Source organism: Enterobacter sp. T2, assembly GCF_010692925.1.
GTDB classification, from domain to species: Bacteria; Pseudomonadota; Gammaproteobacteria; order Enterobacterales; family Enterobacteriaceae; genus Enterobacter; species Enterobacter kobei.
Genome location: NZ_CP048736.1, coordinates 4,482,096 through 4,505,103, shown reverse-complemented (window position 1 = coordinate 4,505,103; position 23,008 = coordinate 4,482,096). Strand labels below are relative to the sequence as shown.

At 54.1% G+C, this 23,008-nt stretch carries 22 protein-coding genes and 1 pseudogene; 18 read left to right on the top strand and 5 right to left on the bottom strand.

Translation table 11 applies throughout. The annotated features are described in order from the left end of the window. The first annotated feature begins 111 nt into the window (after positions 1 to 111). The 8 genes and pseudogenes from pcoA (at position 112) to G0034_RS21580 (ending at position 8,414) form a co-directional block, all read left to right on the top strand. Positions 112 to 1,928: pseudogene (gene pcoA, locus G0034_RS21615) on the top strand (multicopper oxidase PcoA). Between the two features lie 5 nt (positions 1,929 to 1,933). Further along, positions 1,934 to 2,824, top strand: coding sequence for a copper resistance outer membrane transporter PcoB (gene pcoB / locus G0034_RS21610; RefSeq protein ID WP_074133539.1), 891 nt, complete (start codon positions 1,934 to 1,936; stop codon positions 2,822 to 2,824). Between the two features lie 39 nt (positions 2,825 to 2,863). Further along, entirely contained in the window at positions 2,864 to 3,244 is a 381-nt protein-coding gene (gene pcoC, locus G0034_RS21605) for a copper resistance system metallochaperone PcoC (RefSeq protein WP_000025662.1), read from the top strand. Positions 3,245 to 3,299: 55 nt separating this feature from the next. Next, on the top strand, positions 3,300 to 4,178 hold the full coding sequence (gene pcoD / locus G0034_RS21600) for a copper resistance inner membrane protein PcoD (protein WP_233445827.1): 879 nt from the start codon (positions 3,300 to 3,302) through the stop codon (positions 4,176 to 4,178). Positions 4,179 to 4,232: 54 nt separating this feature from the next. Continuing rightward, positions 4,233 to 4,913: a copper response regulator transcription factor PcoR gene (gene pcoR / locus G0034_RS21595; RefSeq protein ID WP_001188930.1), complete on the top strand. Its 681-nt coding sequence runs from the start codon at positions 4,233 to 4,235 to the stop codon at positions 4,911 to 4,913. Then, the gene (gene pcoS / locus G0034_RS21590) at positions 4,910 to 6,310 is read left to right on the top strand and encodes a copper resistance membrane spanning protein PcoS (protein ID WP_002436614.1); all 1,401 of its coding nucleotides are present in this window, start codon (positions 4,910 to 4,912) and stop codon (positions 6,308 to 6,310) included. Before pcoR ends, pcoS begins: the two co-directional genes overlap by 4 nt. Positions 6,311 to 6,525: 215 nt before the next feature. Then, complete coding sequence (gene pcoE / locus G0034_RS21585) at positions 6,526 to 6,960, top strand: copper resistance system metallochaperone PcoE (protein WP_004388336.1); 435 nt, start codon at positions 6,526 to 6,528, stop codon at positions 6,958 to 6,960. Between the two features lie 428 nt (positions 6,961 to 7,388). After that, the gene (locus tag G0034_RS21580) at positions 7,389 to 8,414 is read left to right on the top strand and encodes a TerC/Alx family metal homeostasis membrane protein (RefSeq protein WP_014885578.1); all 1,026 of its coding nucleotides are present in this window, start codon (positions 7,389 to 7,391) and stop codon (positions 8,412 to 8,414) included. Positions 8,415 to 8,474: 60 nt separating this feature from the next. Here the strand turns inward: G0034_RS21580 and G0034_RS21575 are convergent, their stop codons facing one another. Continuing rightward, positions 8,475 to 9,137: an HAD family hydrolase gene (locus tag G0034_RS21575; protein ID WP_072093626.1), complete on the bottom strand. Its 663-nt coding sequence runs from the start codon at positions 9,135 to 9,137 to the stop codon at positions 8,475 to 8,477. Between the two features lie 321 nt (positions 9,138 to 9,458). On the opposite strand from G0034_RS21575, the gene G0034_RS21570 reads away from it, so the two are divergent. Then, positions 9,459 to 9,905, top strand: coding sequence for an NlpC/P60 family protein (locus G0034_RS21570; RefSeq protein WP_014885576.1), 447 nt, complete (start codon positions 9,459 to 9,461; stop codon positions 9,903 to 9,905). 5 nt (positions 9,906 to 9,910) lie between these two features. On the opposite strand, the gene G0034_RS21565 is transcribed toward G0034_RS21570, so the two are convergent. Next, the gene (locus G0034_RS21565) at positions 9,911 to 10,705 is read right to left on the bottom strand and encodes an SDR family NAD(P)-dependent oxidoreductase (protein ID WP_047027090.1); all 795 of its coding nucleotides are present in this window, start codon (positions 10,703 to 10,705) and stop codon (positions 9,911 to 9,913) included. 32 nt (positions 10,706 to 10,737) lie between these two features. Beyond that, positions 10,738 to 11,619, bottom strand: a complete 882-nt coding sequence (locus G0034_RS21560) for a LysR family transcriptional regulator (RefSeq protein ID WP_014885574.1) — start codon at positions 11,617 to 11,619, stop codon at positions 10,738 to 10,740. A 99-nt stretch (positions 11,620 to 11,718) separates the two neighbouring features. Between G0034_RS21560 and G0034_RS21555 the strand changes: the two genes are divergently transcribed. The 8 genes from G0034_RS21555 to arnF all read left to right on the top strand — a co-directional run bounded on the left by G0034_RS21555 (position 11,719) and on the right by arnF (position 19,939). Then, positions 11,719 to 12,225, top strand: a complete 507-nt coding sequence (locus G0034_RS21555) for a phenolic acid decarboxylase (protein WP_014885573.1) — start codon at positions 11,719 to 11,721, stop codon at positions 12,223 to 12,225. 323 nt (positions 12,226 to 12,548) lie between these two features. Beyond that, the gene (gene arnB / locus G0034_RS21550) at positions 12,549 to 13,688 is read left to right on the top strand and encodes a UDP-4-amino-4-deoxy-L-arabinose aminotransferase (protein ID WP_023331508.1); all 1,140 of its coding nucleotides are present in this window, start codon (positions 12,549 to 12,551) and stop codon (positions 13,686 to 13,688) included. A gap of 1 nt (position 13,689) precedes the next feature. After that, positions 13,690 to 14,673, top strand: coding sequence for an undecaprenyl-phosphate 4-deoxy-4-formamido-L-arabinose transferase (arnC, locus tag G0034_RS21545; protein WP_045135446.1), 984 nt, complete (start codon positions 13,690 to 13,692; stop codon positions 14,671 to 14,673). Then, positions 14,670 to 16,652, top strand: coding sequence for a bifunctional UDP-4-amino-4-deoxy-L-arabinose formyltransferase/UDP-glucuronic acid oxidase ArnA (gene arnA / locus G0034_RS21540; protein WP_014885570.1), 1,983 nt, complete (start codon positions 14,670 to 14,672; stop codon positions 16,650 to 16,652). Before arnC ends, arnA begins: the two co-directional genes overlap by 4 nt. Then, positions 16,649 to 17,551 carry a 4-deoxy-4-formamido-L-arabinose-phosphoundecaprenol deformylase gene (arnD, locus tag G0034_RS21535; protein WP_050862867.1) on the top strand — a complete coding sequence of 301 codons (903 nt, stop codon included), beginning with the start codon at positions 16,649 to 16,651 and terminating at the stop codon, positions 17,549 to 17,551. Before arnA ends, arnD begins: the two co-directional genes overlap by 4 nt. Further along, a complete protein-coding gene (gene arnT, locus G0034_RS21530) occupies positions 17,548 to 19,203 on the top strand; it encodes a lipid IV(A) 4-amino-4-deoxy-L-arabinosyltransferase (RefSeq protein WP_179121261.1) in 1,656 nt (551 codons plus the stop codon). Before arnD ends, arnT begins: the two co-directional genes overlap by 4 nt. Beyond that, a complete protein-coding gene (gene arnE, locus G0034_RS21525; protein ID WP_014885567.1) occupies positions 19,203 to 19,538 on the top strand; it encodes a 4-amino-4-deoxy-L-arabinose-phosphoundecaprenol flippase subunit ArnE in 336 nt (111 codons plus the stop codon). Before arnT ends, arnE begins: the two co-directional genes overlap by 1 nt. Further along, positions 19,535 to 19,939 (top strand): 4-amino-4-deoxy-L-arabinose-phosphoundecaprenol flippase subunit ArnF, encoded by a 405-nt coding sequence (gene arnF, locus G0034_RS21520; protein ID WP_014885566.1) that lies wholly within the window; start codon positions 19,535 to 19,537, stop codon positions 19,937 to 19,939. Before arnE ends, arnF begins: the two co-directional genes overlap by 4 nt. Here arnF and acpT read toward each other — a convergent pair. Further along, positions 19,896 to 20,492 carry a 4'-phosphopantetheinyl transferase AcpT gene (gene acpT, locus G0034_RS21515; RefSeq protein WP_014885565.1) on the bottom strand — a complete coding sequence of 199 codons (597 nt, stop codon included), beginning with the start codon at positions 20,490 to 20,492 and terminating at the stop codon, positions 19,896 to 19,898. The two genes, arnF and acpT, sit on opposite strands and share 44 nt — an antisense overlap. A 100-nt stretch (positions 20,493 to 20,592) precedes the next feature. After that, complete coding sequence (locus G0034_RS21510) at positions 20,593 to 21,642, bottom strand: AI-2E family transporter (protein WP_014885564.1); 1,050 nt, start codon at positions 21,640 to 21,642, stop codon at positions 20,593 to 20,595. A 145-nt stretch (positions 21,643 to 21,787) separates the two neighbouring features. Here G0034_RS21510 and G0034_RS21505 point away from each other — a divergent pair, with 145 nt between their 5' ends. Next, positions 21,788 to 23,005, top strand: coding sequence for an MFS transporter (locus G0034_RS21505; RefSeq protein ID WP_045135451.1), 1,218 nt, complete (start codon positions 21,788 to 21,790; stop codon positions 23,003 to 23,005). The last annotated feature ends 3 nt before the right edge of the window (positions 23,006 to 23,008 follow it).

The window sequence follows — 23,008 nt, the reverse complement described above, 5'->3', positions numbered from 1 at the left end:
GTTTCTTAAGGTGTGCTAGCTTCATTTCATTGTAAGTGGATGAACCAGTAATTTAATTTAAATCGGTTCTCGAATTCTGTCAGTAACCATACTTTAAATAAGGGAATGCGCATGCTGTTGAAAACGTCTCGACGAACTTTCCTGAAGGGGTTAACCCTCTCTGGCGTAGCCGGAAGTCTTGGCGTATGGAGTTTCAATGCGCGTTCCAGTCTGAGCCTGCCAGTTGCCGCATCCCTGCAGGGTACTCAGTTTGACCTGACCATTGGTGAAACGGCCGTCAATATCACGGGCAGTGAGCGTCAGGCCAAAACAATCAATGGAGGCCTGCCGGGGCCCGTTCTTCGCTGGAAAGAAGGTGACACCATTACCCTGAAGGTCAAAAACCGTCTTAATGAACAGACGTCCATTCACTGGCACGGCATTATTCTTCCGGCCAATATGGATGGTGTTCCGGGGCTGAGTTTTATGGGCATAGAGCCTGATGATACCTACGTTTACACCTTTAAGGTTAAGCAGAACGGGACTTACTGGTACCACAGCCATTCCGGTCTGCAGGAACAGGAGGGGGTATACGGTGCCATTATCATCGATGCCAGGGAGCCAGAACCGTTTGCTTACGATCGTGAGCATATGGTCATGTTGTCTGACTGGACCGATGAAAATCCTCACAGCCTGCTGAAAAAATTAAAAAAACAGTCGGATTACTACAATTTCAATAAACCAACCGTTGGCTCTTTTTTCCGCGACGTGAATACCAGGGGGCTGTCAGCCACCATTGCCGATCGGAAAATGTGGGCTGAAATGAAAATGAATCCGACTGACCTCGCGGATGTCAGTGGCTACACCTACACCTATCTCATGAACGGGCAGGCCCCGCTGAAAAACTGGACCGGACTGTTCCGTCCCGGTGAAAAGATACGCTTACGGTTTATCAACGGCTCGGCAATGACCTATTTCGATATCCGTATCCCCGGGCTGAAAATGACGGTCGTGGCTGCAGATGGCCAGTATGTAAACCCGGTTACCGTTGACGAATTCAGGATTGCCGTTGCCGAAACCTATGATGTCATTGTGGAGCCTCAGGGTGAGGCCTATACCATCTTCGCACAATCCATGGACAGGACCGGTTACGCTCGAGGGACACTGGCCACGAGAGAGGGGTTAAGTGCTGCCGTTCCCCCCTCGATCCCCGTCCTCTGTTGACCATGGAAGATATGGGTATGGGGGGAATGGGACATGATATGGCAGGAATGGACCACAGCCAGATGGGAGGCATGGATAACAGCGGAGAGATGATGTCTATGGACGGTGCTGACCTTCCGGATAGCGGGACATCCTCCGCGCCCATGGATCACAGCAGCATGGCCGGTATGGATCATTCCCGGATGGCCGGAATGCCGGGTATGCAAAGTCATCCTGCGTCAGAAACGGATAACCCACTGGTTGATATGCAGGCGATGAGCGTCTCTCCGAAATTAAATGATCCGGGTATTGGTCTTCGAAATAACGGAAGAAAGGTTCTCACGTACGCGGATTTGAAAAGCCGCTTTGAGGATCCTGACGGACGTGAACCTGGCCGTACCATAGAACTGCATTTAACCGGCCACATGGAAAAGTTTGCCTGGTCATTTAACGGAATCAAGTTTTCAGATGCCGCACCGGTGCTGCTGAAATACGGTGAGCGGCTCAGGATCACGCTGATCAACGATACCATGATGACTCACCCCATTCACCTGCATGGTATGTGGAGCGATCTGGAAGATGAAAACGGTAATTTCATGGTTCGTAAACACACAATAGATGTTCCCCCTGGTACAAAACGCAGTTACAGAGTGACAGCAGATGCGCTTGGCCGCTGGGCGTATCACTGCCATTTGCTCTATCACATGGAAATGGGAATGTTTCGTGAAGTCCGGGTGGAGGAATGATGCGAATGAAGAGAAATTTGAAGGCCATACCTGTTCTGGTCGCCGGTTTGTTTACCTCACCGCTTTCTATTGCGGCGGGCTCCGTCTCTGCAGATCCCCACGCCGGGCACGACATGTCTGCCATGCAGATGCCAGCAGATGAGAATTTCACTGAGATGACGTCAATGGAGCCCATTGTAACTGAGAGCAGAACGCCAATTCCGCCTGTTACCGATGCCGACCGGAAGGCTGCATTCGGCAATTTACAGGGGCATGCGATTCACGACAGTGCGATTAATTATCTGGTTCTGCTGGATCAACTGGAATGGCAACGGTCGGATAACACCAACAATTTCAGCTGGAGTGTTAACAGCTGGATTGGAGGCGACACAGATCGGATTTGGCTAAAGAGTGAAGGTGAACGAAGCAATGGGGAAACGGAGGCGGCTGAAGCGCAGTTACTCTGGGGACATGCGGTTGGCCCATGGTGGGATTTGGTTGCGGGTGTCAGGCAGGATTTCAGACCTGCTTCTGCCCGGACCTGGGCTGCTGTCGGTTTTCAGGGGCTGGCACTCTATAATTTTGAGTCTGAAATTACGGGTTTTGTCAGTAATGGCGGAAAAGCAGCCCTTCGTCTGGGAGGAGAATACGACGTTTTACTGACTAACCGGCTCATACTCCAGCCATCCTATGAGGTGAATTTCTACAGTCAGGATGATGAATCGCGGGGTCGCGGCAGGGGACTGACTGACACAGAGCTGGGGCTCCGGCTGCGCTATGAAATACGCCGTGAGTTTGCACCCTATATAGGCGTTTCCTGGAATCAACTTTACGGGAAAACATCCGATATGGCGAAAAGAGAAGGTGAGAAAGACCATCAGGTAGTATTCCTGGCGGGAGCCAGAATCTGGTTTTAACGCACTGATATAAAACACTCAACTAAACAGGTAAATAAAATGTCGATTTTAAATAAAGCCATTCTTACAGGTGGCCTCGTTATGGGCGTTGCTTTCTCTGCTATGGCCCATCCGGAATTAAAAAGCTCTGTGCCACAGGCTGATTCAGCCGTAGCGGCCCCGGAAAAGATTCAGCTTAATTTCTCGGAAAATCTGACCGTGAAATTCTCAGGTGCAAAATTAACGATGACGGGTATGAAAGGCATGTCATCACATTCTCCGATGCCGGTCGCGGCAAAAGTGGCGCCAGGCGCTGACCCTAAATCGATGGTCATTATTCCGCGAGAGCCTTTACCCGCTGGCACTTATCGTGTTGACTGGCGCGCGGTTTCTTCAGATACGCACCCTATTACCGGTAATTACACCTTTACAGTGAAGTAATATTATGAACGACCTGATTATGATTGTTATTCGTTTTCTTCTTTATCTGGATTTGATGGTAATATTTGGATTGCCATTTTTTCAGATATATGGAATAAGCGGTGTCAGACATGAAACCTATAACCTGACTAATTTCAGGTCGTTTATAACCTTTGCTGTTGTTACAGGCATCATTCTTACTGGCATTAATATGCTCCTGGTATCTAATGCCATGAGTGGAGTAACTGACCTCAGAGAATTATCCATCCATGTTATCGAGATGGTGATAGAAGAAACTGATGTGGGTATTAGCTGGATTGTCAGGCTCTGTGCCCTGTTTACCACACTCGGTGCTTTGTTCCTTTACACTAATAAGAGACTATTGTCCTGCCTGCTGATGACGATGAGTGGGGGCGTGGCGCTGGCTACACTTGCCTGGGGAGGACACGCCGTTATGCATGACGGTCTGCATTACTATCTCCATTTACTGAGCGATCTGACCCATCTCGGCGCTGCAGGTGCCTGGACAGGTGCTCTGGTTGCATTTGCTATCCTGCTGATGCGCAGAAACGAGCATAATGCACAGAGCGTCATTGTGATATCTGACTCCCTGGCAAAATTTGCCACGGCAGGAACGGTGATTGTTGTAGCCCTGATCCTGAGTGCGCTGGTCAACTATCTGTATATTGCTGAGGGTAACTTAACTCCCTTATTCAACAGTTCCTGGGGGAGGATATTGCTTGCCAAGACGGCTCTGTTTGTTCTGATGCTTCTTCTGGCTGCAGCAAACCGGTTTCACCTGGGTCCCCGGCTTGAAGTTATGGTCAGGGAAGGGAATTATGATCGCAGCGTTGCCCTGATGCGAAACAGCATCCTGACAGAATTCGTTGTTGCGATTATCATTCTGGGCGCCGTAGCGTGGCTCGGAATGCTTGCTCCGTCTCAGGTCAGCTAGGGGACAGCCAAAGCTCATGCGTGAGATTTTTACTTTCATATCAGCGAGTTGACCATGCAGCGTATTTTAATCGTTGAAGACGAACAAAAAACAGGTCGTTACCTGCAGCAGGGACTGGTTGAGGAAGGCTATCAGGCCGATCTCTTTAATAATGGCCGCGATGGTCTCGGGGCCGCGTCGAAGGGACAGTATGATTTGATAATACTGGACGTGATGCTGCCTTTCCTCGACGGGTGGCAAATCATCAGCGCACTGAGGGAGTCCGGGCACGAAGAACCGGTCCTGTTTTTAACCGCAAAGGACAACGTGCGGGACAAAGTGAAAGGACTGGAGCTTGGCGCAGATGACTACCTGATTAAGCCCTTTGATTTTACGGAGCTGGTTGCACGTGTAAGAACCCTACTGCGCCGGGCACGCTCGCAGGCCGCAACAGTCTGCACCATCGCCGATATGACCGTTGATATGGTGCGCCGGACCGTGATCCGTTCGGGGAAGAAGATCCATCTCACCGGTAAAGAATACGTTCTGCTTGAGTTGCTGCTGCAACGCACCGGAGAAGTGTTACCCAGGAGTCTTATCTCGTCCCTGGTCTGGAACATGAATTTTGACAGTGATACGAATGTGATTGATGTCGCCGTGAGACGTCTGAGAAGTAAAATTGATGATGACTTTGAGCCAAAACTGATCCATACCGTTCGCGGTGCCGGATATGTCCTGGAGATCAGAGAAGAGTGAGGTTCAAAATTTCCCTGACCACACGCCTGAGCCTGATTTTTTCTGCGGTGATGCTTACGGTATGGTGGTTATCAAGTTTTATCCTGATTAGCACCCTTAATGGCTATTTCGATAATCAGGACCGCGATTTTCTGACAGGTAAACTTCAGCTCACCGAAGAGTTTCTTAAAACAGAGACGTTCCGGAACAAAACGGATATTAAGTCATTATCAGAAAAAATAAACGATGCGATGGTAGGGCACAATGGTTTATTCATTTCTATAAAAAACATGGAAAATGAAAAAATTGTTGAACTCTATGCCAAAAATTCTGTTGTTCCAGCGGTCCTGCTTAATAAGTCGGGTGATATTCTCGACTATATGATCCAGACGGAAGAAAATAACACCGTGTACCGCAGTATCTCGCGGCGGGTTGCCGTGACGCCGGAACAGGGTAAAAGCAAACATGTCATCATTACGGTTGCCACGGATACTGGGTATCACACCCTGTTTATGGACAAACTCAGTACCTGGCTGTTCTGGTTCAATATCGGTCTGGTCTTTATTTCTGTTTTTCTGGGCTGGCTGACCACACGTATTGGTCTGAAACCGTTACGGGAAATGACCAGTCTGGCTTCCTCCATGACTGTACACAGCCTGGATCAGCGTCTAAATCCCGATCTGGCTCCGCCGGAAATCTCTGAGACCATGCAGGAGTTCAATAATATGTTTGATCGCCTGGAGGGGGCATTCCGGAAACTGTCAGATTTCTCGTCTGACATCGCGCATGAGCTGCGCACACCAGTCAGTAATCTGATGATGCAGACGCAGTTTGCACTGGCTAAGGAAAGGGATGTTTCGCATTACCGCGAAATTTTATTCGCTAACCTGGAAGAACTGAAAAGGTTGTCACGAATGACCAGTGACATGCTTTTTCTGGCACGTTCAGAGCATGGTCTGCTGCGGCTGGATAAACATGATGTGGATCTGGCAGCCGAACTGAATGAATTACGTGAGTTGTTCGAGCCCCTGGCAGACGAAACAGGAAAGACAATCACGGTTGAAGGAGAGGGCGTTGTTGCCGGAGACAGCGATATGCTCCGACGTGCTTTCAGTAACCTGCTTTCCAATGCAATCAAGTATTCTCCCGATAACACCTGTACAGCGATACACCTTGAGCGTGACAGTGACTGTGTGAACGTGATGATTACGAATACGATGTCCGGCCAGGTTCCCGCTAATCTGGAACGTTTGTTTGACCGGTTCTATCGCGCAGACTCATCAAGGTTCTACAACACGGAAGGCGCGGGGCTGGGATTATCAATTACAAGGTCGATCATTCATGCTCACGGCGGCGAGCTGTCAGCAGAACAGCAGGGGCGGGAAATTGTGTTCAGTGTGCGTCTGTTAATGGATTAATACCGTTATTCAGGAGAAACCCGGAAGGTGACAAAAATGTCATCGTTCAGTCACGCGATAAACAGAGGCGGTTTTTTATAATCAGCCATAAATCAGGACAGCGTGATAATTCAATCGCCCGGTTCCTGGCGTGATGATCAACCAGCCCTGAGATCAAATGCTTTCTCTGTTATAAGCATTGATTGTTCGGGTATGAAAACACCGGAGACCCAACCATGAAAAAGATCCTTGTATCCTTTATTGCCATGATGGCTGTCGCTTCATCTGCCTGGGCTGCAGAGACAATGAACATGCATGACCAGGTAAATAATGCCCAGGCGCCTGCCCATCAGATGCAATCATCCGCTGAAAAAAGTGCAGTTCAGGGGGAGAGCATGAAAATGATGGATATGAGCGGTCACGATCAGGCCGCAATGTCCCATGAAATGATGCAAAACGGCAATTCTGCTGCCCATCAGGACATGGCTGAAATGCATAAAAAAATGATGAAATCCAAGCCAGCAGCTTCTAACGAAACAGCAAAATCATTTTCCGAAATGAACGAGCATGAGAAAGCCGCTGTTGTGCATGAGAAGGCGAATAATGGTCAATCTTCCGTTATTCATCAGCAGCAGGCTGAAAAGCATCGCAGCCAGATCACCCAGAATTAACCCGCAGCTCCACTTGTTAGACCCTCATTTGACGCCGAAGTCACTGGCTTACGCTCCCGTCCGGGAGCGTTTTTTTCCCATATATCAAACTTTAACTCTGAAGAGGTGGAAGTATCTGACCAACACTGTCACGTAACGCCAGATAACTACAAAAACACCTTTTTCCTCCTGTAAATTGCAGTTCCTGCAAGAACATCAAGGCATAATGTTGGAACAGCGTGTGATACACACTTAGTATCATGTTTTGTATGTGTTTTTTTTAAAAGTTTACAACTTTAAAGTCTTTTTCAGGTTAAAGGATACAACTTTAATGTCTCTACACAGCCGAAAAGAACAGTTAATATTTATTTTTTTTGCGTGCTGTGCCCTTAACGGGCTCGCGCTTTTTATTGTCTGCATGGTGTTTTGTATCCAAAAAAGGGTTGTGTATGTCAGCTGCTCATCTCGGTTTCCCGACGGAAACCGTTGTTGTCTTTGTGGTGATGGCCGTTGGGGCGATGTTTATCGACCTCTTTATGCACCGTCACGATAAACCTGTCTCGCTGAAAAGCGCGGCGATGTGGTCCATCTTCTGGGTCATGATGGCGATGGCGTTCGCCGGGTTCCTGTATGTCCACCACGGTGCAGAGATGGCGAGCCTGTTCCTCACCGGCTATGCGCTGGAAGAGGTGCTTTCCGTCGATAACCTGTTTGTGATGATGGCGATTTTCGCCTGGTTCGGCGTGCCGGATAAGTACCGTCACCGCGTGCTCTACTGGGGGGTGCTGGGGGCGATTGTTTTCCGCGGTATTTTCGTGGCGATCGGAACCAGCCTGCTGAGCCTGGGGCCGTACGTGGAGGTCATTTTTGCGCTGGTTGTCGGCTGGACGGCGGTGATGATGCTCAAACGCAATGAAGAGAGTGACGAAGTGGAAGATTACTCCGGCCATCTCGCGTACCGCCTGGTGAAGCGCTTCTATCCGGTCTGGCCGAAAATCAGCAGCAATGCCTTTATCCTGACCCAGAAAGAGGTGGATGCGGAGCTTGAAAAGCCGGAAAACCAGGACGTCATGGTCGGGCGCGTGAAGAAGGCGAAACGCTACGCGACGCCGCTGCTGCTTTGCGTGGCAGTGGTGGAACTTTCTGACGTGATGTTCGCATTTGACTCCGTACCGGCCATTATTGCCGTGAGCCGCGAGCCGCTGATTATCTATAGCGCCATGATGTTCGCCATTCTCGGCCTGCGTACCCTCTACTTTGTGCTGGAAGCGCTGAAGCAGTATCTGGTCCACCTTGAGAAAGCCGTGGTGTTGCTGCTGTTCTTCGTGGCGTTCAAGCTGGGGTTAAATGCCACCGATCACTTCTGGCATCACGGGTACAGCATTGGCGCGACGGCGAGCCTGTTTGTGGTTTTAGGCGTGCTGGCGCTGGGGATTATTGCGAGCGTGATGTTCCCTGGGAAACGTGAGGCCTGATGCTTTGCCTTTCTCCCTCTCCCCGTGGGAGAGGGCCGGGGTGAGGGCACCAGACCGCACCTAACCCTTAATCGGCGAATTCCGGCGCTTGCGCGGGTGGTGGAAATGCCGCCAGTGAGGATCCTGCGCCGCGGCCAGCAGCTCGTGGTCACCGCGGGTATCTCCCCAGGCGCGCAGGTGATAGGCTTTCAGATCGCCATACACTTTTTCCAGTCTAGCGACTTTCTGGGCACAGCGGCAGTTATTGCCGGTGATGCGTCCTGTCAGCTTGCCGTCTTTCACTTCCAGCTGGGTTCCAATCAGCTTAATACCGAGCTTATCCGCCCAGGGCTGAAGCACCAGCGCCGGAGAGGCAGAACAGATCGTCACCTCCGCACCGGAATTCACCTCCGCCGCCACGGCCAGAACCCCTTCGGGGCGCATCAGCTTGTTCCAGTATTTTTCGCAAAATGCTTCCGCCTGCTGGCGCAGCCAGTGCTCATCCACTCCCGTCAGGAATGTTTTGATCAGCACTTCCTTTAGCTCATCCCGCGTCAGCTTGCGGCGAACGCAGTGCAGCGTAGGTAACGCCATGCGCACCAGGCGGCCTGCGAAGTAGCGTTTCCCAAAGGCAAAACGCAGGAAAGGGATAAAGCTATCGTGGTGCGTTAGTGTCCCATCAAAATCAAAGACAGAGAGCACGCTGGATTTAGCCACCGTCTCGTCGGCAATCATATTGGTCATAAATACGTCTTAGCTGAAATACACATTCTGCGGATCAGTTTACCTGCTTTATCTGAACAGTCCTTACATCACCACTCTTTTTTTCACGATCTTGCGATCTGAAAGTGAGTCCATTTTTGGCCTCGATAGTCGTTGGTGAAAAAATGAACTGTCTATATTATCGCCACATCGAAAGATATTTCGGGGGAACATTGGCCCCCACGCGTAAGGAAAAATTCACTCTAAGCCACGATTTTTGATATGACGTTAAGATCGCTTATTTCAATCCTCACACTCAGTTTTGCTTCGTTTTCTGCAATGAGTTTTCAACTGCCCGCATCGATGATCTCGATGAATTCTGCGTTTGCGGAATCACCCGCGAAATCGGCGCTGTTTCATCAGGAAACGGGTCCGCTGCGCTCGCGCATTCTCGATCAATACCAGAAGTGGAAGGGAACCCAGTATCAGTGGGGCGGCACGAGCCACCGCGGCGTGGATTGCTCTGCACTGATGCAGCACCTGTTCAGCGATGCGGCGAATCTTAATTTGCCGCGCACGACCAGCGAGCAAATCCATCGCGGCGTGCAGGTGGCGCAGTACCGTCTTAAGGCCGGCGACCTGGTCTTCTTCCAGACGGGGCCAAACCGCAAGCATGTCGGTGTCTACATCGGTGACAACCGGTTTATTCACGCCTCCAGCAGCCAGGGGGTGACGGTGTCAACCCTGACCGATGACTACTGGCAAGCACATTACATCACGGCCCGCCGCGTGACGGGCAGTGCGGCGTAACGGGATCAGATGATGTCATCCACCACGCCACCGTCGACGCGCAACGCTGCGCCCGAGGTGGCGGAGGCCTGAGGCGAACAGACATAAATCACCATATTGGCCACCTCTTCTACCGTGGCCGCACGCTGGATAACCGAGCTGGGGCGGTTGGCCATGACAAATTCTTTCGCCAGCTGCTCCAGCGATTTCCCGGTTTTCTCGATTTCATCTTTCATCATTTCAGCGAAACCGTCCGACAGTGTTGGCCCCGGCAGTACGCTGTTCACCGTCACGCCGCTTCCTGCTACGAACTTCGCCAGCCCGCGAGCGAGCGAGAGCTGTGCCGTTTTAGTCACCCCGTAGTGGATCATATCCGCCGGAATATTGCAGGCCGATTCGGAAGAGATAAACACCACCCGTCCCCAGCCTTTTTTCACCATGCCTGGCAGCAGGGCGCGGGAAAGACGCACGCCGGACATCACGTTGGTCTGCCAGTAACGCTCCCAGGTTTCATCGTCGGTGCTATAGAAGTCCTGCGGGCCGTAAATTCCGGCGTTGTTCACCAGAATATCGACATCACTTGCGACCTTCAGCAGCGACTCAACCCCTTCTGCCGTACTGAGATCGGCAATGGCGGCACGCACCTGTACGCCGGGTACAACCTGCTGTAACTGCTGAATACCCTTGTTCACCGAGTCGATGCTGCGGCCATTCACGATCACTTCCGCGCCGCTTTCCGCCAGGCCTCTGGCAATGGCGAACCCGATACCGCCGGTTGAGGCAGTCACCAGCGCCACTTTCCCCGCAAAGTCGATTTTCATCTTCTGCTCCTTATCGTTTTAGCGTTCGGACCTTAAAGCGTAGCAGGTGGTGATGACGGCTCCTGGCTAAAAAGGCGCAGCAGGGTTTCAACCTGCTCATCCAGCGGGGCGAGGGTACGTTTCACGATCAAATGCAGCGGCGTGGCCCGGCGGACACCGTGGTTCAGCGGAAGGATTTTCAGTAAGCCTTGCTCCAGCAGGGGCTGGATGCGTTCCTCTGGCAGCCAGCCGTAGCCGACCTGAGAGACAACCGCCTCTATGGCAGCATCAATGGTGGAGAACGTCCACGACTCGCCGGCAGCCCGCGCGGCGTTCTGGCTATCCGCAATCTGGATAAGCGGCCACGGGCGCAGCATCTCATCATTAAGCGGTGCATCAAGACAAAAGAGCGGGTGCTGGTAATGCGCCACGGCGACAAAGTCGATATTCATCAGCCACTCGCCAAGCCCGGTAATGTCCTGGCGGCGGGTCAGGACCATTACGTCCGCTTCGTCGTTTATCGTGTCCGCGCGGCTATTTTCCAGCACCTCGGTAAGGCGCACCTGGGTTTGCGGATACCGTTGCTGGAATTGTCTTAAAATCGCGAACAGCCTGCGGCGGGGAAAAATACTGTCTACGATCAGATCGACTCGGGTGCGCATGCCGCTATGCAGCGTCGCGGCGCGCGTCTCAACATAAGAGAACGCTTTCAGCAGCGGTTTTACCTGATTCAGCAATAATTCTCCTGCGGGCGTGAGGACTGCCCGTCTCCCTTCCACCACCAGCAGCGCAATGCCCAGGCGCTCCTGGAGTAAAGAGAGGTTGTAACTGACGGAAGACTGGCTGCGGTGTGTCTGTTCTGCCGCTTTGGCAAAACTCCCGGCCTCGACCACTTTTTCCAGGAGTGACCACTGTTCAAGAGTTGTTTTATGCATGACATATCTAATTTTTGAATTAATTTGATTCAAACATAGCGTTATTCATTCATTTTTTGAAGGGGTACGATACGTTCATCAAAACAAAGGAGACACATCATGAGCAACTTCGACAAACATGACTTAAGCGGCTTCGTCGGCAAACATCTGGTTTATACCTACGATAACGGCTGGAACTACGAGATTTACGTCAAAAATGAAAACACCCTCGACTACCGTATTCACAGCGGCCTGGTCGGAAACCGTTGGGTAAAAGATCAGCAGGCGTATATCGTTCGCGTCGGGGAGAGCATCTATAAAATCTCCTGGACTGAGCCAACCGGTACTGACGTGAGCCTGATTGTTAACCTGGGCGACAACCTGTTCCACGGCACCATCTTCTTCCCGCGCTGGGTAATGAACAATCCGGAAAAAACCGTCTGTTTCCAGAACGATCATATTCCGCTGATGAATAGCTATCGCGATGCCGGGCCGGCATATCCCACAGAAGTGATTGATGAATTCGCGACAATCACCTTTGTGCGCGACTGTGGTCCAAATGATGACAGCGTGATTGCCTGTGCGGCCAGCGAGTTACCTGAAAACTTTCCAGAAAACTTAAAATAAGCGCGACAATTAACTAAAAAGAAAAGTTCCCGGCTATTTCATATTATTTTGAAATGGCCGGGATTTTTTTTGTTTGTTGATGTTTGGTTTAAATCATTTCCTGGCAAAACGTTGTGAAGATCACAATAAAAAATATTTAATATTAATTTAACTTGTTGTTTTTAAAGTGTCTGCTAGTAGTTCTATAACGTTATAAACGTTGTCTTAATTTTTCCCTAAGAAATAAAAGCTATTTTGATATGAGTTTATGGTTCGTTGAAATAAACGGACCGGCATTTGGTTAATATCAAAAACGTGCCATTTTTATTGCAAGGAAATTAATAATGAGTGATTTTCTGCCCTTTTCGCGACCCTCAATGGGTGCCGAAGAAATGGCGGCGGTTCAGGACGTTTTGATGTCGGGCTGGATCACCACGGGGCCTAAAAATCAGGAGCTTGAAGAGGCATTTTGTCACCTGACGGGCAATCAGCATGCGATTGCCGTCTGTTCTGCCACCGCGGGCATGCATGTCACGCTGATGGCGCTGAATATTGGCCCCGGCGATGAAGTGATCACCCCCTCCCAGACCTGGGTTTCCACGCTAAATATGATCGTGTTGCTGGGTGCCACACCGGTGATGATTGATGTGGACAACGACACGTTGATGGTGACGCCTGACGCCGTTGAAGCGGCGATAACCTCGCGTACTAAAGCCATTATCCCCGTCCATTATGCTGGCGCACCGTGTGACATCGACGCGATTCATGCCATTGGCGAACGTCACGGTATTCCCGTTATTGAAGATGCTGCCCATGCCGCCGGAACCTATTACAAGAACCGCCATGTGGGCTGGAAAGGGACGGCGATTTTTTCCTTCCACGCCATTAAAAATATGACCTGTGCAGAAGGCGGTTTAGTTGTCACGGATAACGCTCAGCTTGCTGCGCGGATCCGCAGTCTGAAATTCCACGGCCTGGGGGTGGATGCCTATGACCGCCAGACGCACGGTCGTGCACCGCAGGCTGAAGTGATCTCGCCGGGCTATAAATACAACCTGGCGGATATTAACGCCGCGCTGGCGCTGGTGCAGTTGGGCAAATTAAAAGAGGCCAACAAACGCCGTGAGGAAATCGCGCAACGCTACCTGCGGGAGCTGGCCGATACGCCGTTCCAGCCGCTGACCATCCCGGCATGGCCGCACGTTCACGCCTGGCACCTGTTTATTATTCGCGTTGATGAAGCCCGCTGCGGTATTTCACGCGACAACCTGATGGCGGCGCTGAAGGAGAAGGGCATCGGTACCGGCCTGCACTTCCGTGCGGCGCACACTCAAAAATACTACCGCGAGCGTTTTCCTGATGTATCGCTCCCGAATTCGGAATGGAATAGCGCACGTATTTGTTCTCTCCCTCTTTTCCCGGACATGACTCATGACGACACAACCCGCGTCATTACCGCGCTCCATCAGCTTGCAGGACATTGATATGTTCAGTGCACCACCCGTACAAAAAGTTTCCGTCGTCATTCCTGTTTATAACGAACAGGAGAGCCTGCCTGAACTGATTCGCCGCACGACGGCCGCCTGCGAGACGCTGGGCAAAGCGTATGAAATTCTGCTGGTGGACGATGGCAGTAGCGATGACTCCGCAATGATGCTGACCGATGCTGCCCAGGCTGAAGGCAGCCATATTGTTGCCGTGCTGCTGAACCGTAACTACGGCCAGCACTCGGCGATCATGGCCGGATTTAGCCACGTTACGGGCGATCTGATCATCACCCTGGACGCGGATCTGCAAAACCCGCCGGAGGAGATCCCACGCCTGGTGGCGAAAGCCGATGAAGGCTATGACGTGGTCGGCACGGTGCGTCAGAACCGTCAGGACAGCCTGTTCCGCAAGCTGGCCTCACGCACTATCAACCGTCTTATCCAACGTACGACCGGTAAAGCGATGGGCGATTACGGCTGCATGCTGCGCGCCTACCGCCGTCATATTGTCGACGCCATGCTGCATTGCCACGAGCGCAGCACGTTTATTCCGATCCTCGCTAACACGTTCGCCCGTAAGGCAACGGAAATCCCGGTCCTGCATGCCGAGCGTGAGCACGGGGAATCGAAGTACAGCTTCATGCGTCTCATCAACCTGATGTACGACCTTATCACCTGCCTGACCACCACGCCGCTGCGTCTGCTGAGCGTTTTCGGCAGCATCATCGCGCTGGCGGGGTTCGCGCTCTCCGTCCTGCTGGTGGTGCTGCGGCTGGTCTTTGGCCCGCAGTGGGCGGCTGAAGGGGTCTTCATGCTTTTTGCCGTGCTGTTTATGTTCATCGGTGCCCAGTTTGTCGGCATGGGCCTGCTCGGTGAATACATTGGCCGAATTTATAACGATGTCCGCGCACGTCCGCGCTACTTTATTCAACGTGTTGTCCGTCAGGAACACAAAGCATCTCAAGAGGAAATCCACCCATGAAAGCTGTTGTATTTGCCTATCACGATATGGGTTGCACGGGCACGCTGGCCCTGCTGGAAGCGGGCTATGACATTGCGGCAATCTTTACCCATCCGGACACGGCGGGCGAAAATCACTTTTTCAGCTCAGTGGCGCGCATCGCCGCCGAGCGGGGGATTCCGGTTTATGCCCCGGACGACGTGAACCATCCGCTGTGGGTGGAGCGCATCCGCGCGCTTGCCCCTGATGTCATCTTCTCGTTTTACTATCGCAACCTGATCTGCGACGAGATCCTCGGCCTGGCCGCAAAAGGAGCATTTAACCTTCACGGCTCACTGCTGCCAGCCTACCGTGGGCGCGCGCCGCTGAACTGGGTGCTGGTGAACGGCGAAACGGAAACGGGCGTGACCCTGCACCGGATGGTCCACCGTGCGGATGCGGGGGCCATCATTGCCCAGCACCGCGTGGCAATCGATGCGGATGAAACGGCGCTGCAGCTGCACCAGAAACTTTGCACCGTGGCACAAAGCCTGCTGCGCGACGCGCTGCCAGCTATCCTGAACGGCACCTTCAGCGAGACCGCGCAGGATGAGAGCAAAGCAAGTACCTTCGGTCGCCGCACGCCGGAGGATGGTCGTCTGGACTGGAACCAACCTGCTCGCCAGCTTCACAACCTGGTGCGTGCCGTGACCGACCCGTGGCCGGGGGCATACAGCTTTGCGGGCGTAAGCAAATTTATCGTCTGGAAATCCCGCGTGCGCGACGACATCCCGGCGGCAAAACCGGGCACCGTTGTCTCCGTCTCCCCGCTGATTGTGAGCTGCGGCGAGCAGGCGCTGGAGATTATTACCGGGCAAACCGACAGCGGTCTTTACGTGCAGGGCACGCAACTGGCCCAGTCTCTGGGTCTGGTCGCCGGGGCGCTGATCACAAGCGCCCCGGTGGTTGCCGTTAAACGCCGCACCCGCGTGCTGATCCTCGGCGTAAACGGCTTTATCGGTAACCATCTGACTGAACGCCTGCTCAAAGACGATAACTACGAAATCTATGGCCTGGATATTGGCGCGGATGCGATCAGTCGTTTCCTCGACAACCCACGCTTCCACTTCGTGGAAGGGGATATCAGCATCCATTCCGAGTGGATTGAATACCACATTAAAAAATGTGACGTGGTACTGCCGCTGGTCGCCATCGCCACGCCTATCGAGTACACCCGTAACCCGCTGCGCGTGTTCGAGCTGGACTTCGAGGAGAACCTGAAGATCATTCGCGACTGCGTGAAATACGACAAGCGCATCATCTTCCCGTCCACCTCTGAAGTGTACGGCATGTGTACCGACAAAAACTTCGACGAAGACACCTCTAACCTGGTGGTCGGGCCGATCAACAAACAGCGCTGGATCTACTCTGTCTCCAAACAGCTGCTGGACCGCGTGATTTGGGCCTACGGTGAGAAAGAGGGGCTGCGCTTTACCCTGTTCCGTCCGTTCAACTGGATGGGCCCGCGTCTGGATAACCTGAACGCGGCGCGTATCGGTAGCTCCCGTGCGATCACCCAGCTGATCCTGAACCTGGTGGAAGGCTCACCGATTAAGCTTATCGAAGGTGGCAAACAGAAACGCTGCTTCACGGATATCAGCGACGGTATCGAAGCGCTGTTCCGCATCATCGAAAACAAAGATAACCGCTGCAACGGTCAAATCATCAACATCGGGAACCCTGACAACGAAGCGAGCATTCGCGAACTGGCTGAGATGCTGCTGGCCAGCTTTGAGCGCCATCCGCTGCGCGATAAATTCCCACCGTTTGCCGGTTTCCGCGAAGTGGAAAGCAGCAGCTACTACGGTAAAGGCTACCAGGACGTTGAGCACCGTAAGCCGAGCATTCGCAATGCGAAGCGCTGCCTGAACTGGACACCGACGGTGAAGATGGAGCAAACCATTGACGAGACGCTCGATTTCTTCCTGCGCACCGTGGAGCTGTCGGAACAGGTCTCATGAAAAAAGTCGGTTTACGCATTGATGTCGACACCTTCAGGGGAACGCGTGACGGCGTCCCCAGGCTGCTGGAACTGCTGAGCAAGCACGGTGTGCGTGCCAGCATCTTCTTCAGCGTGGGGCCTGACAACATGGGACGCCATTTATGGCGTCTGATTAAACCGGCATTTCTGTTCAAAATGCTGCGCTCACGCGCAGCATCTCTCTACGGCTGGGATATTCTGCTGGCCGGCACCGCCTGGCCCGGTAGACGCATCGGCGCGGGTAACGAAGCGGTTATCCGTGAGGCGGCGCAGCAGCATGAGGTCGGCCTGCATGCCTGGGATCATCACGCCTGGCAGGCGTGGGCAGGCGTCTGGGATATCCCGCGTCTCTCCCGTGAAATTGAGCGTGGAATGCTGGAGCTGGAGGCCATCACCGGTCAGCCCGTGCGCTGTTCCGCCGTGGCAGGATGGCGTGCGGATCAACGGGTCGTAAAGGCCAAAGAAGCCTTTGCGTTTCGCTACAACAGCGATTGCCGCGGAACCGGGCCGTTTTTGCCGCTGTTAGGCGAAAATCACTACGGTACGGTGCAAATTCCGGTCACGCTTCCCACCTGGGATGAAGTGGTCGGACGCGAGGTGAAGGCGGAAGAATTTAATCGTTATATTCTGGACCGTATGCATCGCGATACGGGTACGCCGGTGTATACCATCCATGCAGAAGTAGAGGGGATTGCGTATCAGCATGATTTCGATGCGTTGCTGACCCTGGCCGCTCAGGAGGGCATTGAATTCTGCCCGTTGAGCGAGCTGCTGCCCGACGACTTCAGCACCCTGCCTGTGGGAAAAATTGTCCGTAATGAACTGGCTGGCCGGGAAGGCTGGCTTGGCCATCAACACACCGTGAGTCCGGTCCCATGAAAACAGCCCGTTATGGCTTAGCGCTTCTCGCACTGTTTATCGTTTACTACCTCATTCCTGTCGATGTCCGCCTGCTGTGGCAGCCTGACGAAACGCGCTATGCGGAAATCAGCCGCGAAATGCTGGCATCGGGTGACTGGGTCGTCCCGCATTTTCTGGGGCTGCGTTACTTTGAAAAACCGATTGCTGGCTACTGGATCAACAGTCTCGGGCAGTTGCTGTTCGGGCACACCAACTTTGCCGTACGCGCCGGGGCGATATTCTCCACCGGGTTAACGGCGCTGCTGGTGATCTGGATGGCCTGGCGTCTCTGGCGGGATAAGCGAGTAGCCATTTTCTCCGGCCTTATCTTCCTGACCCTGTTCCTGGTGTACGGTATCGGCACGTATGCGGTGCTGGATCCTATCATCACCCTGTGGCTGGTGGCGGCGATGTGCAGCTTCTGGCTGGCCTCGCAGGCCCAAACCGTGGCCGGAAAAGCGGGTGGCTATGTGCTGCTTGGGCTGGCCTGCGGGATGGGGGTGATGACCAAAGGCTTCCTGGCGCTGGCCGTTCCGGTGATTGGCGTGCTGCCGTGGGTGATCGTCCAGAAGCGCTGGAAAGAGGTGCTGATTTTTGGCTGGCTCGCGATCCTGAGCTGCGTGCTGATTGTCCTGCCGTGGGCGCTGGCGATTGCGCAGCGTGAGCCTGATTTCTGGCGTTACTTCTTCTGGGTTGAACATATTCAGCGTTTTGCCCAGAGCGACGCCCAGCATAAAGCCCCATTCTGGTATTACCTGCCGTTCCTGCTCGCGGGCAGTCTGCCGTGGCTGGCACTGCTGCCGGGCGCGTTTCGTCTCGGCTGGAATGACAGACAAAGCGCGGGTGGAGGATTCTATCTGCTGGGCTGGGTGGTGATGCCGCTGCTGTTCTTCAGCATCGCCAAAGGCAAACTGCCGACCTACATCCTGCCCTGTTTTGCCCCGCTGGCTATCCTGATGGCGCGCTATGCCTGCCTCGCGGCGGAAAAAGGTGCGAGAGCGTTGCGCATTAACGGTGGGATTAACCTGGCGTTTGGGGTGATCGGCGTGATTGCGGCGCTGGTGGTCTCGCCATGGGGGCTGGCTAAGCATCCGGTCTGGACGCCGGTCGAACTGTACAAAGTGTTCTGTGCAGTGGTGGCGTTCCTCCTCTGGGCCGCGGTGGGCTGGTTTACGTTCAGACAGAGTCAGCAGCGGTGGTGGCTGGCAGCCTTGTGTCCTGCAGGCCTGGCATTGCTGATTGGTTTTGCCATTCCTAACCTGGTGGTGGATTCCAAACAGCCGCAGTCGCTGGTCGATACCGTGCGCGAGCCGCTTCAGGAAAGCCGATTTGTGCTGGCCAATAACGTTGGCGTGGCCGCGGGTCTGGCGTGGGAGCTGAAGCGTAATGACATTACGCTGTTTGGTCAGAGCGGCGAACTGCGTTACGGGCTGGATTATCCCGATGTGAAAGATCGTTACGTCGACAAAGATGACTTCGCGCAGTGGCTGGCGACGCATCGTCAGCAGGGGCGTGTGTCGCTGGTGGTTCTGCTGTCAAAGCGTGACGATATCTCACGGGCGAATTTACCGCAGCCGGACAATCTCTATATCCAGGGACGGTTTGCCTTGCTGGAGTATCTGCCGAAGTGATGACCTGGACCTGGCTGGTACTGGCAAGCTTGCTCAGCTGCGCGGGGCAGTTATGCCAGAAACAGGCCACCCGTCCGGCGAAAGCCGGGCGGCGCGGCGCGCACATTATGTTGTGGCTTGGTCTGGCAGGGCTGGCGCTGGGTAGCGGAATGCTGGTCTGGCTGGTGGTGCTGCAACGCCTGCCCGTTGGCGTCGCCTATCCTATGCTGAGCCTCAACTTTGTCTGGGTAACGCTGGCGGCAAAAGTATTCTGGCGCGAACACGTTGCTGCGCACCACTGGCTGGGGGTCGGGTTTATCATCATTGGGATTATCGTGCTGGGAGGAAGCCTGTGAAAGGCGCGTTCTGGGCGTTATGCAGCGTGCTGTTAGTCAGCGCCGCACAGCTGTTGCTGCGCGATGCCATGCAGGCACTGCCGCCGGTCAGCGATGTTCTGGCGCTTATTTCCGCGCTGTGGCACTTCTCATCCGGCACGGGCGCGCTGCTGCTGGGGTTGATGGGGTATGTGGCCTCTATGGGCTGCTGGTATCTGGCGCTGCATCGCATGGCGCTCAGCAAAGCATATGCCTTGCTGAGCCTCAGTTATATTCTGGTGTGGGCCGCGGCAATCGTCCTGCCCGGCTGGGGGGAACACTTCTCCTGGCACGGGCTGGTGGGCGTCGGGTTTATTATGCTGGGTGTATTAACGATTTTTAGGCCAGCACGTCGTCAGCAGAATGGATCAGGCCGGCGCTGAGTTCGAAGGGCGTTGCGGTACAGACCGCAAGGCTCAGCGAGTCTATGCGGCAGTGGCTGACTGAATGAAACGCGCTGGCGGTACTGTCAATGCTAACCATTTGCCAGGCGTGACCGCCGCACTGTTTAACGATCGCTTCCTTTCGCGTCCAGATACGCCAGAATGCCGTAAGCTGGCGCTCTGGCGTTTCCTTTTCCAGCTCTTCATGCTCGGCGCCGCTGAAGACGGCATTAGCGAGCGTGCGCCAGTTATCCTGCGGGCGAATACGTTCCAGGGAGCAGCCCACGTTACCTTCGTCACTGATAATTAACGCAATCTCATCTCCCGAGTGGCTAAGGCTGAACCACAGCGGATAGTCGCCGGCAAAAAGGGGTTTCCCCTGTTCGTTGTGGATAATCTCCGGGAGTGGCGTCGGCGCCAACAGACGCGAAAGCAACCCGCGTCCAGCGAGCCAGCGCGCGCGATGGGCGCCTTCGGGCGCGTGTCGGGAGAGCGCTTCAGCCCAGCGGTTGGTGCTCAGCGAGGAGATTTTTCCCAGAAAAACCTGGTACATATAACGTCTGGCCTTCAGTCAAACAGAGAGTCGCAAAGTTGCGCGGCGAAACCATTACTATAATCTATTGTCCCCGATAATGGCTAACCCGACCAGCGGCTTAGCCCGGCAACCGGCTTTTGGGTCGTCCCGGCCCCAGCAGGATCGCCAGCTTGCTGCCCCCTTTGGTGGTCTCCATCCAGATTTTACATACGCTGGTCAGCGGAACCGACAGCAGCATCCCAACCGGGCCCAGCAGCCATCCCCAAATCAGTAAGGATAAAAATACCACCAGCGTCGACATGCCCAGCCGGTGCCCCATCATGCGCGGCTCGAGAATATTCCCCAGCACCATATGCACGACGAGGAACAGCGCGCCGACCAGCATACATTCATAAAATCCATTAAACAGAAACGCCTGAATCATCGGCGGCACGGCGGAGAGCACGGCGCCAATGTTGGGAACGTAGTTCAGCAGAAATGCCAGCACCCCCCACATCAGGGCGAACTGGACGCCCATCAGCATCAGCCCCAGCCAGACAATGATCCCGGTCCATACGCTCAACAGCGTTTTCAGCGCCAGATATTTGGACACGCCCTTCAGCGCGCGGTGTAAACCGGCAATATGGATTTGCGGGTTATTTAATGCAAAACGCAGCTTGTAGGGCACATGACGGACTTCGAACAGCATGAACACCACCGTCATGACCAGCAGCAAAATGCTGGCCATCGCGCCGGAAAGACCGGTCATCAGCGTGGTGGCGTAGGTCATAACTTTCTCTGAATCCATCCTGCGCAGCATCCGTTCTGGCGAGATATGCAGATTAAGAAAGGGCATCATCTCCTGCAGGGCGATGATTTTGCGCGTCAGCTCTTTATTGTACTGCGGCAGCATGGTGGAGAATTCGCTCAGCGATGCGGCCAGTACGCCGAAGAGTGCCGTCAGGCCAATCAGCATTACAATCACCACAATAGTGATGGCCACCGGGCGGCTAACGCCCCGGCGTAAAAACCAGGTCACCAGCGGATTGAGAACAATGGCAAAAAAGAGTGCCAGCAGAAGCTGGACGATAATGTCAGCGGCAGCATGAATACCCGCGAGGATAACCACCAGACAGGCGAGTTTTAATAAAATGTGGAGTCCTGCTTTATCGGGCTGGGGGGAGATCATGCGCGTTCCTTAGTAAGATGACGCATTAAGTGTAGTGCCTGGCTTCCGCTTCGTCTGGCACCGATAATCTGAAAGTCGGGGCTGATTTTCTGATGGCGTCGTGGTAATAGTGAAACACTGTTGCAAAAAATTCAGGTCTAACTCCATGCCCGAACCTGCCGCTGAACCGGCGCTGAGCGGATTGCGCCTCAATCTGCGTATTGTTTCCGTCGTCATTTTCAACTTTGCCAGTTATCTGACCATTGGTCTGCCGCTGGCGGTCTTGCCGGGCTATGTCCATGACGTAATGGGGTTTAGCGCATTCTGGGCGGGGCTGGTGATTAGCCTGCAGTATTTCGCCACGCTGTTAAGCCGGCCGCATGCCGGGCGCTACGCGGACATGTTCGGACCAAAAAGCATCGTCGTGGTGGGGTTGTGCGGCTGTTTCCTCAGTGGCCTGAGCTACCTGCTGGCGGCCACAACCAGCGCCTGGCCGCTGGTCAGTCTGACGCTCCTCTGCCTGGGCCGCGTCATCCTCGGTATTGGGCAAAGTCTGGCGGGAACCGGCTCCACGCTATGGGGCGTGGGCGTTGTCGGCGCATCACACATTGGCCGGGTGATCTCCTGGAACGGAATTGTTACCTACGGCGCGATGGCGCTCGGTGCACCGCTCGGCGTGGCCTGTTATGCCTTTGGCGGGCTCTATGGACTCGCCATCACCATTATGGTGGTCGCGCTTCTGGCGATTCTGTTTGCCCTGCCGCGCCCGAAAGTAAAGGCCAGCAAGGGCAAGCCACTGCCGTTTCGGGCTGTGCTGGGCCGCGTATGGCCGTACGGTATGGCACTGGCCCTGGCGACGACCGGCTTCGGCGTCATTGCGACCTTCATTACCCTGTTCTATGACGCCAAAGGCTGGGAGGGCGCGGCCTTTGCGTTAACCCTCTTTAGCGTGGCGTTTGTTGGCGCGCGCCTGCTTTTCCCGAACGGCATCAACCGTCTGGGTGGGCTGAATGTGGCGATGATCTGCTTTGCGGTCGAGATAGTCGGGCTGCTGTTGACCGGTATCGCCAGTGCACCCTGGATGGCGAAAATGGGTGTCTTCCTTGCGGGGGCCGGTTTCTCGCTGGTCTTCCCGGCGCTGGGCGTGGTGGCGGTGAAAGCGGTGCCGCAGCAGAACCAGGGCGCGGCGCTGGCGACCTATACGGTATTTATGGATATGTCGTTAGGCATTACCGGGCCGCTGGCGGGGCTGGTGATGGCCTGGGCAGGGGTACCGGTGATTTATCTTGCCGCAGCGGGTCTGGTGATAATTGCCTTGTTACTGACGTGGCGGCTAAAAAAATGGCCCCCGGTGCAAGCACCGGAGGCCACGTCATCATCGTGAAGG